Here is a 16,824-nt window from a genome sequence, read left to right on the forward strand (position 1 = left end):
GGAAAATATGAGAAGGTATTTAGACATAAAAATTATTGCCATAAGCTCCATTCTTCTATTTTTAGTTATATTACAGGTAAGTAATGTTAATGCAATCAGTACAGTAACAGATAGAAATGCTAAAGTAAAAATTAAAGATTATGGAGTCAGAGGCCATGTATTTCCAATTATTGAAGAGTCATTATTAGAGGTTATTATGGCTAAACTTCAAACTGTAAAACACAATGGTGATTTAGAGAAAATGCAAGAAGAATTTAAAAATAAAGTACAGCAAAAAATCTCTAGACCAACTCCAGTAAGAGGTTTAACAAAAGCTAGTGAAAACCGAAGCTGGTTTATAGAACCAAGTTTTATTCAAAAAACTGATATTAAAGATTCTAGTGACGCTGTAATAATAAAAGCTGGCACTAAGGTTAATCCTTTAGAGAAAATAAGCTGGGGAGAACCATTAATGTTTATTGATGGAGATGACGAGAAGCAGATTAAGTGGGTTAAATTACGAATAGGAAAATTATTACTTACTAAAGGAAATCCTATTAAGCTGGCAAAAAAGTTAAATAAGCCGGTATTTTTTGATCAAGGTAGCGTGCTTACTACTCGTTTTAAAATAAAAGCAGTGCCAGCTGTAATAGAGCAAGAAGGGATTTTGTTAAAAATTAGTGAAATAAAGATTAATTGAAATGTCATAGTATTTAAGTAAAAAATTAAGGTGTGAATAAACACTGATAAAATCCGGAGGTAATCTATGAAAAAGTGGCAATTATCAGAAGCAAAGCAAAATTTAGAAAAGATAATAGATCATGTATTACAAGGTAAGGTGCATGCAATAGTAAAATCTAGTGGAGAAGTAGTATATCTAATCGCCGGTGAGAAAAATAATATGATAGCAGAACAAGCAAAGGTAGGTTGTCAAGCAAATACAGATTTAATAACTTCTGAAATATACAAGTAATAATGAAGTTAATAATGTTTATTATAATTATTTTGCTTGGTAATTATAGTTATGCATCGATTGGCTGCGTAGGAAGATTTGTAAATCCAATAACTGATATTTGCTGGAAATGTTTATTTCCAATTACGATAGGAGCAGTAAAAGTAGTGCCAAGCCCTATGGCTGATACTAATAACCCAAGGCAAATAATTTGTTTTTGCCCTAAAGCCGGCATTCCTATGCCAATTCCTGGTATTCCAATTGGATTTTGGGAGCCTGTGCGGTTAGTTGATGTAACGAAATCTCCTATGTGTATGGTAAGCCTTGGAGGCATTAATCTTGGTACTAGCATGCAAAAAGGAGTTAAGGATGATATAGAGGGAAGTAGCTTTTATCATGTACATTGGTATATTTATCCAGTTATTTACTGGCTTGAGATATTACTTGATTTTGCTTGTTTAGAGATGTCACAATTTGACATAGCATATTTAACTGAATTTGATCCGTTATGGGGAGATGATGCTAAATCTGCAATATTAAATCCTGAAAGTTTATTATTTGGCAATATTGCAGCTGGGGCAGCTTGCATAGCTGATTGTGTAAGCTGTAGTTCTGGTAACCTCTCAAATGATACGATGTTTTGGTGTGGGGGATGTCAAGGATCTCTTTATCCATTTACAGGTACAACTAGCTCTCATAATGGTGGAGTTGGATCTTCCGCATTAATAGTGGCTAAATTTATGGCTAAGTTACATCGTGAATTATTACTCTGGGGCTATATGGGAAGCAAAGGATTATGCGGTAAATATCCAATGCCAATAATGCAAAAAAGTCAGTATAGATTGCAAATGACTTATCCTATACCAGAGGTACATTCTTGTAAAAAGATTGGCGAGACTGAAATAAGCTGGCAGGCAGGAAAAGAATTTCCTGTTAAAGGTGAGGATTTTGGTTATTTGATTTGGAGAAAAAGGACATGTTGTCTCTTTTGATGTTGTGATGATGATGTAGAAGCTAAATTTACAAATATAGAGATATGCAATTTAACTTAAAGGCAATAATTTTAACTTGTTTACTAATATTAGGTGGAACAAGTTCTTTGGCACAACCAGCAGTATTGTTACACAATATATTACAACCTAAGTTAGAGCCTAACACATATAATAACATCTATATTTTTGTTTCATTTTCAATGCCTGATTCAGCATTAAAGAGTTATTATATTGAAGCAGAACAAGAAGGAGCAAGACTTGTAATGCAAGGTCTAAAAAATAATTCTTTTTTAGAAACTAAAGCAAAAGCTGATGAAATTGGTATTAGCTTTGATATTGATCCAAATCTATTTGAGAAATATCAAATTACTTCTGTACCGATAGTAGTGATAGATAATAACCAAGGCAAAGTTAAAAAACTAGCAGGTCATATAGGATTAAATGATGCATTGCAGATAATGCAAGAGGAACAAATGTGAGACAAAGTATTAATATTATTATGTTAGTTATTTTAGTGATGAATGCAATCAGTTCTTACTCTGCTACTATGGAGGATAGTTATAATAGTGCCAGACAGTATGAACACAGTATTAAGCTTGGTAATCCTGATCAAATGGGCAATAAGATAATATTTGATAAAGAGGTAAATATATCAAATTTAAGTAAAATGAATGATCAAAACTTCACAAATCAAGGTAGTGTTATTCTAAATAACTCTGCACAAGGGCAATTACTGCAACAAAGTGAGCTGAAGAAAATAAATGCAATGCAAGAATATGACCTTAATCCTGACAATCTCTTAATTAGTAATTCAGCTAAGATTGAGGCAGATCCATTAAAGCATACAGAAGGGACTGCACTTAATGTTAGTGAAAAAGTATTGAAAACCAAAATTAATAAGAGTTGCTGTGAAGGGGTAGAATTTGAAGTAGATATTATCAGAAACCTCATACTAGATGCTGAATTAATAGATAAATGGGGAGATTGGCAGGATCGAAATATAGCATTTTCAGGTTCTGAGATAAGTAACAGTTATCGTCACTGGCTTTATCCTGTCTTTTGGAAGAAGAAAAGACGTTTAGGTAAGCGTAAAACAATATACAGCATGCATATGCATAATAATCAGATCATAATGGAAGAAGTGAGAGCAGCTATTGTTGCTAAGTTAAATACTTCCCTTGATCATATTGATACATATATAGGAATTTCTCCTCAAGGAGAAGGAGCATTAACTGAAGGCTGGGATGGTGATATAGTAAAATGGGATAGATATGTTTTTACTTATAAATATCGTGATAAAATCAAGGAATTTAGAGAAAAAGGTGAATACTTCCAAATAGTAAATGAGGTTTCAGAAGCTTTGGTTGAGGAAAATGAATGCCATGAAATAAATCGCATATGTCTTGAAGCTGGTAATAAGTTGTTTTTTAATCAATATAATGTTAATCGTCCATGCTGGAGCGAGCAAATTAAATATCAATGTAGTAGTGAGCCAAAATATGGGTGTGATCATTTAAAGAAGCAAGGTTGTGAACTTGCAAGGAGCAATTGCATTAGGCAAGCTGCTAGTATCTGTTTGCAATGGCACAAAGATTACATATGCTCTAATGAGAAAAAAGAGCTTAGCTCCTCTATAGCAGGATCGAAAATGTTTTGTTTAGGAGGGAATTGTCATACTGCAACTATTGTGCCAAATAATGATATTGCAAGTATTGGGCACCTTGCCATGTTAAATGAAATGAAAAAAGATATGCAGACAAATCCAATTTCAGTATTTAAGGGGCATGCCAACAGTTGCCGCAAAACAAATATTGGCAATTTTCTTAATTGTTGCTCTGGATTCAAAGGTTGGGGTAAGGATTTAGGGCTGAGCCAGTGTAATGCAGAAGAAAAAGCCTTAGCCTTAAAAAGGGCAAAAGGTCAGTGCTACTATGTTGGGACATATTGTGCTAAGAAAGATAAAATATTTAAGACATGTATTACTAAAAAATCTACTTATTGTTGTTTTTATTCAAAACTTGCAAGAGTATTTCAAGAGCAAGGCAAAAAACAATTAGCTATTAGTTTTGGCACAGGGCAGCAGGCTAATTGTCGTGGGTTTACAGTAGAAGAGTTACAAAGAATAGATTTTTCTAAATTTGATTTAGAGGAGCTATTTAGTGATTTACTTGATCATGCTAAAAGTAAAATGCATAAGAGCTTTCCACAGCAACTAAAAAACCAGATGCCTATAATGCAACAGCAAAGGTTTAATAATAATCATACTGATTCAAATTTATCCTATTAAAATGATGAAGTGGCTAGTAAACACAATAACTAAATCATCACTAGCCATTACATCACTAGTAATTATTTTATTGTTACTAATCAATGATTGGTCAAATCATGCATTTGCTGGTACTATGGACTTAAATGCTAATAGTATAAATAAAATGATAGGATTAGATTTAGCCAGCAACAATGAACTAAAAGATAGCACTCAACCAACAGGTTTCCTTTGGTATAATGAAGATTTGTTTCAAACAAGAGAAGTAATAAAGCTAGATTCAGTAGTTACAAAACAGGATTTTACTGAAACACCTTATGATCAAAGAATAAATAAATTAAAGCAGGAATTTTCTAAGGCTCAACGCAGAGCCCTTGATAATCCAACACTTACCAATGTTATTATTGCTCAAAGGTTACATAAACAAATTTTAGAAAAATCACATAAATTTGCTACTATGTGGCAGCTTGCTACCTTACTTGATTATAGTCTTACAAACGAGAATATACCTGCAAATTCATTGCATAAAAAATTATACGAGATAAGACAAGATAAAGACAGCAGCCAAAAACTAAGATTTTTAGCTAAGAATTGGGGATTAATTATGCAAGTAAATCAAGAATGTAATTACTGCCAGGCATTTACCCCTATTGTAAGAGAATTTGCAGATAAATATGGCTTTCAATTAATTTTTGTAAGTAATAGTGAAACTAGATTTCAAGGGATGCCAACCATTAAAGATACTGGTTTGTTACAAACACTAAATCCTGCAAAGCTTGTACCGGTATTATATTTAGTCGATAGCAGCGGCATACAAATATATCCAGTTGCAAGAGGAATTATTAGTGAAGATAAAATTGCTGAAAATATTTTATTGGTAATTCAGCACTATAATAGACTAAAGGTTAATGATTATGATCAGTAACAATAAGTTTAGAAGAGTAATCTACATAAAGCATGTGATGCATATTCTCATGATAATTTTATTGTTACAAACAACAACAGCTTATGCTTGGGATTTACAGGATGTATTTCAAGGCATGAGCGTTAATGTCACTAAACCTGGTGCGTATCAGACTCAAGCAGCTGGCTATTATGCGGCAGGAGGACTATCAATGCGGACAGGTAAAACATCTTTTAATCCTATTTCTATTACTCCGCCATCTTTAAACATGAGCTGTAGCGGTATAGACGCTTATCTTGGTAGTTTTTCGATTATCTCAGGAGACGAGCTAGTACAGCTGATGAAAAATATTGGTACGCAAGCAAAAGCTTATGCATTTTCATTGGGTCTTAAAACATTCGCTCCACAAATAGAAAATGCCTTAAAAGATTTACGAAATCTTGCTATGGAAATGAATCAATTTGCTAAGGGAGATTGTGAAATGACTAAGGCTCTTTTTGCTTCCATTTTGCCTAAAGATTCAGCAATGAGAGAATCAGTTTGCAAAGATTTACAATCCAGCTCTGGTTTGGATTATTTTGCTGCCGGCAAAAAATGTCGTAGTGATTTAGAGCAGAAACAAGCTTTAACGAATGTCCAAAATCAAGATCCAGAATTAATGCTTACTGATTATAATATCTTTACTAAAGCAGCAGAAAAAGCAGGGATTCCTGAAAATATGAGAAGTGCCATTATGTCAATGACAGGAACTATAATAGTTCGAGATAATAATGTATATTTTCTTGCGTCACTTGCTCAAGATGAAAAGAGCTGGATTACTCATTTAAAAGGCGGAGAATCTGCCTCAATTTATACTTGTGATAATAGTAATTGTTTAAACCCAGCTCTAAGACGTAATATTACTATTGCTCTAGATCAATCATATCAAGGCAAGGCTAAAACAAAACTAGATGAATTAAAGAGCAAACTTACAAGTAATAACGAGTTTAGTAATGCCGATATTACTTTCCTATCCTCAATAGGGGAGGCATTTCCAATATATGACTATATTACTTTAGAAGCAATATCTGGGGTGACTATTTTAGATAGCTCTTCAGAATTAGTTGCTAGTTATAGTTTACTGCAGCATTTAAAGGAAGTAACCTCAGAGGTAAGAAAAGCAGTAACTATGCTAAAATCCAAGCAAGTAGCAGATCATCATTTAACTGCCTACTTAAAAGCTTTAGATCGAGTACAACTTTTTGCTCAGGAGAAATGGAGTAATATGCTAACCAGTAGTGATCAGATTGATAGAAGAGCAAGATTAATAGAGCAACATTTGATCGCTAAAGAGAGGGCTTAAAAATTAAAATTAGATGAGCAAGCAGATAAGCAGGTACAAAAATAAGCAAAGAAGATAAAATATAAAAAGAATATGACAGATTACGTAATACATACATTTGGTGGAGGAGATATATTATGGCAAGTTTTTAATGGCATAGGAAGAGTCTTTGCCTCAAATAGTGAGTATTTTACACCGGTAGGTAAATTTGCTTTGACAATTGGTGGAATTTGGGCAGCAACTCGTGCTATTTTTAGAGGTAATATTGGTATTTTTGCTATGGAATGGTTTTTTCCATCCTTATTTATTTTTATCTTTTTATTTGCTCCAAAAGCAAATGTGTGGCTTAAAGATGAAATATCAATGCAGGCTCCTGTGAAAATTGATAATATTCCAATAGGCATCGCTTTATTTGCTTCAGTATCATCTAAAATAAGTTATTTAGTCTCAGAAATGCTGGAAAAACACTTGTTACCTCCTGATGAAGGGTTATCAAGCAGGAAGAATGGGATTATGTTTGGAGCAAAAGCTATTGGTAAAATCAAGGACATTCAAATAGAGGATCCGGTAACTTTGACCAATACAAAAGAATTTTTAAGACAATGTTTTATGAAACCTTATATAATTGGTAATATTTTAGGTAAAAAAGCAGAAGCACAAAGAGCAAGTGACATCATTGCTTTTATCGAGCAAAATATGCCCAATAATTTTGGTATTTATTATAAGGATCCAAGTAATTCTGCTATTTCGTTTAAAACCTGCAGGCAGGTCACTCCTTTAATTAAGGCAGCTTTTAATAAAGAATTAAACGAAGGCTTGTTGACTCAATTTGCAAATGGTATAGGTATTAGTTCTGATAGGCAAGAGCTATTAGCAAGTAGATTAAAAGCTATAACATCTGATACTTTAAAATATCTTAAAAAAGAGCAAACAGATATTCACCAGTGGATGAGGCAAGCAATGCTATTAAATAGCTATCGTGAAGCTTATGATGATTTAAGAGAAAAATTCTCACTTTCTAGAATATATCCTCAGTTAGTTAGTATGAATGCGACTCGTGGATTATTTCAGCAATCATTTTCTTACCTGGTTGCAGGAGAAATGGCAGCAAATATAATGCCTATCTTACAATCAGTATTTTTTGCTTTAGTAATTTGTCTTATTTTTGTAGTATTTCCAATGTCGATGTTGCCCGGTGGTTATACTATCTTTAAGACCTGGATAACCTTGATTATCTGGGTAACCAGCTGGCCAGTGTTTTTTACTGTAATTCATTGTTTAGGCATGATTAGCCTAGCTAGTAAATCAGGTACTAGTCAATTTACTGGTTTAAATATCTTATCACAGGGGAGTTTTTCAGAAATTCTGTTGCATGAATTTGCAACATTTCAGATGCTAGCAGCTTCAGTTCCGATGTTATCCTGGGCAGTATTAAAGGCTTGTGCTCATGCAACAACAACATTAGCTAATCAATTTTCTCCAGTACCGGTTGCAAGTAATATTGGTGCTAATATTGCTGATAATAATCTCTCTATGGATAATTATAGCATTGGTAATAGAACAATTGCTCAGCAAAATCTTACCCCAACGCTGCAATTGGCAGGAGGGATTATTGATGATGGAGGAATGAGAGTGACTAGCACAGATAGCGGCAGGCAGGTACTGACTCAAGCAGTGGACTCCTTAGTTAACAATTACCGCTCCTCTAAATTATTGCAAGATAGTTATCAATCTCAGTTTATGAGCTCACAAAGTTATCTTGACTCATTAAATGATAGATATAGTGATTTAACTACTACAGGAAATTCTATAGCAACTGAAATAGGCAAAAGATTAAGCTACGAAGAGGCAAAGTCCATAGGTATTACTGATAACCAGTATCTAGCATTGCAACAGATGAATTCAGATAGCATCGCTGCTACTGATCATACCAGTAGCAATAATAGAAAAGGAACTAGTACTAGTGCTGAAGGGGGTATTGGTGTAAATACTATGGTTGGTCACGCAATGACTAAAGTTGGATCAAGTAATGAGCAAGGAAAAGAACGAGGAAAATCAGTAAATCAACAGCAATCATATAACGAAGCATTATCTAAAATTAAAAGTGCTACTAAAGATGGCAGATTAGGTCACACAAATAGTGATCTGCATTCACTTAGCAATAATTTAAATAGTAATTTCTCTGAACAACAATCCGTAGGGCAAGAAATAACACAAACTAAACAAAATATCGAGCAGTTAAACTATAATATGAATTATATATCACAAAACTCTGCTTCTATTGATCGGAATTTAAACGAACCGGTATTAAATAGCATAATTGCAAAAAATATTCCTGGAGTAAACAGTAAAGAGCAAGCTGCTACCTGGGCCAATACTCACAGGCAGGAAGCAGAACAAATAGCTTTAGATATAGCTAAAATTAATAACACTATACCGCAAAACTTAAGCTCTACAAGTAGCCTCCATATTCCAACTAAAGAAAATATACGATCAAATTTTGATAAAAATATCAAGCAGTTAAATGATCAAGCTGCTATTAGTAGTATTGATAACAGAAAAAATGATATTTATGATACAAGTATAGAACAAATGCTTATTCAAAGTGTAGATAATAATGAATTAGAAAAAGTAAAGCTTCTTGAGCAGTTATCTGATAAAGTAAAAGATAAGAAGATGAAAATTCAAGATGAATTTAATAAAACTCCTGAATCAACGATTGTCAGAACTGGCCAGCAAATAGCATATAATATTGGCATTAGTGATAAGGCAATAAAGAAAAGAAACATAAAATTACTGGATTACAAAAATAAAAATAATTGAGGATAAATTTATGCGAAATATCAAGAAATTGGCTATCATAGCTATTTTGCCATTAATATTTTTTAATAGTGTTTTTGCACAAAACTCTACTAATCCTGTTGATACAAAACAACAAATAGATCAACAAAACCACATTCAGGATCAAAATATCTTAGCAGAAGAATATTTCAATATTGGTAGAGCATTTTATAAATTAGGTAAATATAAGGAAGCAGTAAAAAATTTTAATCTAGCAATTCAATATAAACCTCACTACGCAGATGCTTATAATTATCAAGGAATGATTTTGGCAAAATTAGGTAAATATGAAGAGGCGATAAAGAATTATGATTTAGCTATTAAATATGAGTTTGATTTTGCAGAGGCCTATAATAATAAAGGAGTATCATATAAAAAATTAGGAAAATACCAAGAAGCGATTGCATTATATAACATAGCTATAAAATACAAACCAAATTTTGCAGCAGTATATAACAATAAAGGAGATGTATTAAATAGCTTAGGTAAATATCAAGAAGCAATTAATAATGTTGATCTAGCTCTAAACTACAATCTAAAATATCCAGAAGCATATTACAATAAAGGTATATCTTTAATAAACTTAGGACAGTATCAGGAAGCAATAGAAAACTGTAATCTAGCCATTAAATATAAACCTGATTATGCAAACGCTTATTATAATAAAGCTACGTCTTTAATGCATTTAGGGAAATATCAAGAAGCAATTAAAAGTTTTGACTTGGCTATCAAATATAAGCTTGATGATGAAGCAACATATAATTTGAAAGGCTATACATTAAGTATGTTAGGTAAGTATGAAGAAGCTATTAAAAATTATGATTTAGCGATTAATCATAAATTAAATCATGCGGCAGCATATTGTAATAAAGGTGCATCTTTTAGAAAATTAGGCCAATATGAAGAAGCAATTAAAAACTATGATTTAGCAATTAAGTATCAATCGGATTATTCTGAAAGTTACTTAGAAAAAGGCATTGTTTTAGTTAATTTAGGTAAACACAAAGAAGCTACAAAGAACTTTAACTTGGCTCTTAAATATAGGCCTAATCTTATAGAGGAATATGAAAAAATAATTAAAGGTTTAAGAAAACTAGGTAATAGTAGTATGGCCGATTATTTGGAAGAAAAATTACAAATACTCAAAAATAATTTATAAACTTGAAGTTATGTAATATGGATCTCATGAGTGTAAACCTAAAACACAAATAATTTATTTATGAGCTACCAAAATCAAAATAATTTTACTCGTGGTTCACAAATTTTTGCTCATCAGATGAGAATGCTTGGGCAAGGCAGTATTAATGCTATAATAGCTGGATTAATATTTTCTGTAATTTGGCTGATATTACGAATATCTCAGCAATTATCTTTAATAAGCCTATATTATTTTATCATAGAGCGATACACACAATTAAAACTTGCTCTAGGAGTACATTTTTATCCTATAGATCAAATAGGTATTAAATTCTATTATTTAGAGCAAAAAGCTTGGGTTTACCGTAATGCTGAAGAATTTGTGCATAAATTTTGGCATGTTACACCGCATTCGCATAATATCAATCAATTTAGGCAATTTTTATTGCATTCAGCTTGGCAAGAAGGTATTATTACTTTTACTGTGGGTATGTTTACTGCTATCATCTTTTTTATGTATCGAGGTAAAAAAGCTGTTATCCAAGATAAGGTCAGGGGAGCAGATTTTGTAGAAGCAGGTATTTTAGCAAAAATGCTTTATAAAAATAAACAAGCTGCTAATATTTGCTTTTCTGGATTGCCATTAGTTAAAAATAGTGAAAGGAGACATATTCTTATTACCGGCACTACGGGTAGTGGTAAAACTAACATGTTAAATGAGCTATTACCTCAGATTAGAAAAGAGCGTGGTAGAGCAATTATTGTTGATTTAACAGGTAGCTTTACTGATAGATTTTTTGATCCAAAATGTGATAAGATACTTAATCCTTTGCAAGAGAATAGTTCAGCATGGCTACCATGGAATGATTGTCATGAAATTTGGGATTATAATGATATGGCAAGTAACTTTAGTAATTATAATCCAAAATTAGATGATTTTTTTGCTAAAAGTGCTGAGTTAGTATTAGCTGAAGGATTAAGATTATACCAGGATAGTAAAGACATCAAAAAGCTAATAAATACTATTCTTTATGCAAATAATAAGGAATTTGTTAGGATCTTTAAAAATAGTGCAGTAGCCGGTATAATTAGCAGTAGTGCCCCTGAGACATCTTCAGGTATTCAAGCAACTGTTAGTAAAAATATTGAAGCTCTGCAACATTTAAAGCCTGATGGTAGTTTTAGTATTAGAAAGTGGTTTACTGCGGACAAAGGTTGGTTATTTATAACTAGTACTCCTAATCAGAGAGTAATGCTTCGACCACTTATTGCTGCATGGATTAGCATAGCGATAAAAGCATTAATGAATAGGAATATCAATAATGTTCATAGTAATATGTGGTTTGTGATTGATGAGCTGCCAGCTTTACAAAAGATATCTTCACTCCCTATAGCTTTAGCTGAAAGCCGGAAATATGGTGGCTGCGTTGTTGCAGGCATGCAGAATATTCATCAATTAGAGGAGATATATGGTCATGCAGGAGCAGCTTCAATGCTTGATCTATTTGGCAGTAAATTTATTTTTCGGGTAAGTGACTGGCAAACAGCACATAAATCAGCTTTAATGCTTGGTGAGCAAGAAATTATTGAAACTCAAGAGAATCTCTCTTATGGTGCTAACTCCATGCGTGATGGAGTAAATATGCATAGCTTAGAGAAAAGAAAATTATTAGTAATGCCTTCTGAAATTATGAATCTACCAGATCTTACCTGTTATGTAAAACTTGCGGGTAATTTCCCAATTACTAAATTGCCAATGAATTTACAAACTTGATTTAAATCTAAAAATATTAAACCATTTTAATGGCATTTTTAAAAGATTTCAATTGCTTGATAGGGGGGGATACCTTATAAAGAAAAATCCTATTATAATGCCCCTTTAAATCGCTAATTTAGTATTACAAGTTTTAGAGGTAAGCTGCGTATAAAAAACTTTTCTGTTATTTCAGAATTTTTATAAATGATTTTTCAAACAGCAGAGTAAATTTTACAAGAAATATGTTTACTCTAAAGAACTAATAAAAGCTTCATCAAGACCGGTTACACTAGAAATTAAAGCAATATTACAACCTTGGGATAACATCTTCTTTGCTACCTCTACTGCTTTATTATATTCCCCTTCAGCTTTTCCTTCAGCTTTTCCAATCTGGATACCTTTAGCTTCACCAATCTGGATACCTTGAGCTTTACCAACTTGTAAGCCTTCAAGAATGCCTAATTCTTTTCCTTCTTGTTGCCAATGCTGTGCTAAACTTCTCATAAGCCTTGTCCCTATTTCCGGATTTAACTTTGTTGATAATAAATTCTTTAGCTTTATTTTATCAGCTTGCTCTATCTTCGTCAATGTATAATATAATATCATTTCTAGATAATCATAACCTATCGTTATTTTGGTTAATTCCGGTAATATATCTGATATTTCTTGCCATCTTTTTAACAACTCTCTCTCATGTATATGTTTGAGAAAAAATTCTAATATCCCTGACCATATCCTTTGTTTAAACTCTTCATCAGGAATTTCATGGACGTTCACTAACTGGTAATCATTAATCCATAATTCTTTTGCTAATTTGTTATTAGTAAATAAATCCCACAAATTCCTTGCAACATTATATTTTTCCTGACCATTGAAAAATATCATCGGGTATATTAATGGTAAAGTCTTAGCTTTAGGATTTTGTATTAAATATCGCTCACAAATATTAATCATATATTTAAATAACCTAAAAGCCATAAAATGATCTGCTTTTGATTGATGCTCGACAAGCAAAAATAAGTATCCGTCTTGTTTATCAAATTTGCATGAGAATAAAACATCAGAGATAGAATCTTTTAAAGAGCTTTCTACAAAAGTGGTATTTTCCATTGCTAAACTAGGAAAATCTATTAAACTTTTAATATTTGGGGGCAAATGTGCATTAAAGAATTCATGGGCAACTAGAGGATTCTCTAGTGCCTTACGAAATATCTTATCATGCTTAGCTTTCTTCTTATCCTTATCTGGATCACCCAGCAGGTTTCCTTGTTCACTCATATATTTATATTTTTTAACTTGATAAAATATTATTACACTACACTCTAAACTCTTATTCCTTGATTTAGCTTGATCTCAGATACTTGCTTTACCGCACTTCTTATTTCTTTACCTATTTCTGAGCTTGGACCACAACTTAACAAAATAGATAATAGGCTATCTAGCATTAATTTTAAAACTTTAGAAGAATTAGTAGCGATTCAAGATCAAGAAAATAAGAGTCCTAATATTATAGATAAAGTAGGTAATTGGTTTAAAGGGGTAGTAGAAGATATTAAGGATAGATTACATAGTAATGATAACTATTACCACTTAAGAGTGAAGTTAGAGCCACCTGCTAAAGTAGCAGAGATCCTAGGAAGTACTAGCACAAATCTTGCCACAAGCCATAAAGTCCAAGAAGAGCGGACACGCTCTTCTTATAACCTCAAGAATTGTAATAAACAGGATACAACAATAAGTATCAAGTTACAAGAGGATATTATGGCAAAGAAAAAAATAGATTATAATGCTATTAATAAACAAGAAGCAGTAGAATTAAAGCAAAGATTATCATTTAAAGCAGAAGAAATAGGAAGAAATTTACTAGGTAGTCCAAATAAGCATTTATCAAATAGCCAGTTACTCCGCTGGGAGAAAGATGGTAAGATAGCGATGAAGATAAATGGCAGTAAAGTTGGCATATGGTATGATTTTAGTAAAGAAGAGGGAGGAGATTTATTTACTTTAGTACAACGAGAAAAAAATTGTGATTTTGTAGAAGCTAAGAAATATTTACAAGATATGGTTAGTATATCAACCAAAGTAGATGAAGCTCTAGCAGTAAATTTATCAACAAACAAAAAGCGGCAAATTAAGACTCAAACAGAGCAAGAATCTGAAATGGCAAAAATTAAGAGGGCAGAAATATTATATGAAAAATCAGATTCTATAAAATATTCTATGCCTAATAATGTAGCAACAAGATATTTATCAGAACATCGTGGAATTGAAAAAATATTAACAGGATATCAATTAAGTAACGATCTTAGAACCAATATGATGTGGGATAGTAATAGCAAACAATATTATCCTGCATTAATTGCTTTTGCTAGAAATAAAGATGGTAATATTACTGGTGGACAATCAATTTATTTAAACAAAGACACAAATAATAAAGCTAATATTGAGGTTAATAAACGTTCATTTGGTAGAATCAGAGGTTCTTTTGTTGAGATTAATAAAAATAACGAACAGCAGAACGTACAAAGCAGTAAAGATGGCAATAATTCAGTTAGTAATATAACGATTATAGCAGAAGGGGTAGAGACAGCTTTAAGCATTGCAGAAGCTGGTATTAAGGGCAAAATTCTTTGTAGTTTAGGTGTAAGTAACATTAGGAACTATGAGCCTATCAAAGGAGAAAGAATAATAATTGCTGCCGATAATGATGGCAAAGACGCAGTATCAGTTAATACTGTAATTAAGGCTCAGGAAGAATTAATTAGGCAAGGAGCGACGGTAGCAATAATACGACCACCAGAAAAAGGCGATTTTAACGATATGTTAAAATCCCAAGGGGTAGAATCTATAGACAAGCTTATAGAGCCTGAAATAATAAAATTAACAGCAGCTAGCAATGCAATAGAACTTAAATCATCATTGAAAACAAATGATAATAGAAAATCACAATTTCAGTCTATAGAATTACTATTTTCAAAATTTGCAAATAACGATAATAACGAACTAAATAATTTGCAGCAACAGCAAATAACAGCTCTAGCAAAGTTTGGCACAGAAGAAAATATCAATACCGCAATACAAATCTACAGAGAAAAAGGTATAGATTCTTGTATGCTCTACAGTAACAAGATTTGCATAGCAGCAATAGAGCAGAAGATAAAGAAAGATTTACAAATTATGCAGAATAAATTTGATCCTAATTATAATCTTGGTGATAAAAGATTTTGTGATATAGTAGTACATGATTTTCAAGGCAAAAGTCATCTCGTTCCTGAAGATTACTTAAATACTATAGGAAGGGATAAACAAGTAATGCAGTATATAAGTCCAAGCTCAGAAATAGCTAAAGAAATAAAAAGTGCAGTAAAGCAAGTATCTGAGGTAAAGCTTAGTCAAGGAATAAGAGTTTAGAGTATAGTGTAATAATATTTATCAAGTTTAAAAAATGTAAATATATGAGTGAACAAGGAAACCTGCTTGGTGATCCAGATAAAGGCACGAAGAAAGCTAAGCATGATAAGATATTTCGTAAGGCACTCGAGAATCCTCTAGTCGCCCATGAGTTCTTTAATGCACATTTGCCCCCAAATATTAAAAGTTTAATAGATTTTCCTAGTTTAGCAATGGAAAACACCACTTTTGTAGAAAGCTCTTTAAAAGATTCTATCTCTGATGTTTTATTCTCATGCAAATTTGATAAACAAGATGGATATTTATTTTTGCTTGTCGAGCATCAATCAAAAGCAGATCATTTTATGGCTTTTAGGCTATTTAAATATATGATTAATATTTGTGAGCGATATTTAATACAAAATCCTAAAGCTAAGACTTTACCATTGGTATACCCAATGATATTTTACAATAGTCAGGCGAAATACAATGTTTCAAGGAATTTGTGGGATTTATTTGCCAATAACAAATTAGCAAAAGAATTATGGATTAATGATTACCAGTTAGTGAATGTCCATGAAATTCCTGATGAAGAGTTTAAACAAAGGATATGGTCAGGGATATTAGAATTTTTTCTCAAGCATATACATGAKAGGGAGTTATTAAAGAGATGGCAAGAAATATCAGATATACTGCCGGAATTAACCAAAATAACTATAGGATATGATTATTTAGAAATGATATTATATTATACATTGACGAAGATAGAGCAAGCTGATAAAATAAAACTAGAGAATTTATTATCAACAAAGTTAAATCCAGAAATAGGAACAAGGCTTATGAGAAGTTTAGCACAACATTGGCAACAAGAAGGGAAAGAAATAGGTATTCTTGAAGGCTTACAAGTTGGTGAAGCTAAAGGTATCCAAATTGGAAAAGCTGAAGGTATCCAAATTGGAAAAGCTGAAGGGGAATATAATAAAGCAGTAGAGGTAGCAAAGAAAATGTTAGCTCAAGGTTGTAATGTTTCTTTAATTTCTAGTGTAACAGGTCTTGATGAAGCTTTTATTAGTTCTTTAGAGTAAACATATTTCTTGTAAAATTTACTCTGCTGTTTGAAAAATCATTTATAAAAAATTCTGAAATAACAAAAAAGTTTTTTATACACAGCTTACCTCTAAAACTCGTAATACTAAATTAGCGATTTAAAGGGGCATTATAATAGGATTTTTCTTTATAAGGTATAATACCCTATCAAACAATTGAAATCTTTTAAAAATACCAGG

Annotated in this window: 12 protein-coding genes and 1 pseudogene; 12 read left to right on the forward strand and 1 reads right to left on the reverse strand. The window is 32.0% G+C overall.

Features of this window, described 5'->3' with window-relative positions; all coding sequences use genetic code 11:
• Nucleotides 1-7: 7 nt before the first annotated feature.
• From traW to REIS_RS04000, 10 genes are all read left to right on the forward strand, one after another.
• Nucleotides 8-679: a type-F conjugative transfer system protein TraW gene (traW, locus tag REIS_RS03955; RefSeq protein ID WP_008579974.1), complete on the forward strand. Its 672-nt coding sequence runs from the start codon at nucleotides 8-10 to the stop codon at nucleotides 677-679.
• Between the two features lie 66 nt (nucleotides 680-745).
• Entirely contained in the window at nucleotides 746-952 is a 207-nt protein-coding gene (locus REIS_RS03960; protein WP_008579916.1) for a type II toxin-antitoxin system prevent-host-death family antitoxin, read from the forward strand.
• Between the two features lie 2 nt (nucleotides 953-954).
• On the forward strand, nucleotides 955-1,923 hold the full coding sequence (traU, locus tag REIS_RS03965) for a conjugal transfer pilus assembly protein TraU (protein ID WP_008579975.1): 969 nt from the start codon (nucleotides 955-957) through the stop codon (nucleotides 1,921-1,923).
• 44 nt (nucleotides 1,924-1,967) lie between these two features.
• Nucleotides 1,968-2,402: a TrbC family F-type conjugative pilus assembly protein gene (locus tag REIS_RS03970; RefSeq protein ID WP_008579976.1), complete on the forward strand. Its 435-nt coding sequence runs from the start codon at nucleotides 1,968-1,970 to the stop codon at nucleotides 2,400-2,402.
• A 20-nt stretch (nucleotides 2,403-2,422) separates the two neighbouring features.
• A complete protein-coding gene (locus tag REIS_RS03975) occupies nucleotides 2,423-4,210 on the forward strand; it encodes a conjugal transfer protein TraN (RefSeq protein WP_008579977.1) in 1,788 nt (595 codons plus the stop codon).
• Between the two features lies 1 nt (nucleotide 4,211).
• Entirely contained in the window at nucleotides 4,212-5,114 is a 903-nt protein-coding gene (locus REIS_RS03980; RefSeq protein WP_008579979.1) for a conjugal transfer protein TraF, read from the forward strand.
• Nucleotides 5,104-6,435: a conjugal transfer protein TraH gene (locus REIS_RS03985; protein ID WP_008579980.1), complete on the forward strand. Its 1,332-nt coding sequence runs from the start codon at nucleotides 5,104-5,106 to the stop codon at nucleotides 6,433-6,435. The genes REIS_RS03980 and REIS_RS03985 overlap by 11 nt, the downstream gene beginning before the upstream one ends.
• 72 nt (nucleotides 6,436-6,507) lie before the next feature.
• Nucleotides 6,508-9,237 (forward strand): conjugal transfer protein TraG N-terminal domain-containing protein, encoded by a 2,730-nt coding sequence (locus tag REIS_RS03990; protein ID WP_008579981.1) that lies wholly within the window; start codon nucleotides 6,508-6,510, stop codon nucleotides 9,235-9,237.
• Nucleotides 9,238-9,247: 10 nt separating this feature from the next.
• Entirely contained in the window at nucleotides 9,248-10,414 is a 1,167-nt protein-coding gene (locus REIS_RS03995; RefSeq protein WP_008579982.1) for a tetratricopeptide repeat protein, read from the forward strand.
• Nucleotides 10,415-10,474: 60 nt separating this feature from the next.
• On the forward strand, nucleotides 10,475-12,166 hold the full coding sequence (locus REIS_RS04000; RefSeq protein WP_008579983.1) for a type IV secretion system DNA-binding domain-containing protein: 1,692 nt from the start codon (nucleotides 10,475-10,477) through the stop codon (nucleotides 12,164-12,166).
• A gap of 228 nt (nucleotides 12,167-12,394) precedes the next feature.
• Here the strand turns inward: REIS_RS04000 and REIS_RS04005 are convergent, their stop codons facing one another.
• Nucleotides 12,395-13,426 carry an Rpn family recombination-promoting nuclease/putative transposase gene (locus REIS_RS04005; RefSeq protein WP_008579985.1) on the reverse strand — a complete coding sequence of 344 codons (1,032 nt, stop codon included), beginning with the start codon at nucleotides 13,424-13,426 and terminating at the stop codon, nucleotides 12,395-12,397.
• Between the two features lie 123 nt (nucleotides 13,427-13,549).
• On the opposite strand from REIS_RS04005, the pseudogene REIS_RS04010 reads away from it, so the two are divergent.
• Both REIS_RS04010 and REIS_RS04015 read left to right on the forward strand, forming a co-directional pair.
• A pseudogene (locus REIS_RS04010) lies at nucleotides 13,550-15,559 on the forward strand (toprim domain-containing protein); the annotation flags it as partial.
• A 44-nt stretch (nucleotides 15,560-15,603) separates the two neighbouring features.
• Nucleotides 15,604-16,623, forward strand: a complete 1,020-nt coding sequence (locus REIS_RS04015; RefSeq protein ID WP_008579987.1) for an Rpn family recombination-promoting nuclease/putative transposase — start codon at nucleotides 15,604-15,606, stop codon at nucleotides 16,621-16,623.
• Nucleotides 16,624-16,824: the final 201 nt, after the last annotated feature.

The sequence above is a fragment of the Rickettsia endosymbiont of Ixodes scapularis genome (assembly GCF_000160735.1).
GTDB classification, from domain to species: domain Bacteria; phylum Pseudomonadota; class Alphaproteobacteria; order Rickettsiales; family Rickettsiaceae; genus Rickettsia; species Rickettsia tamurae.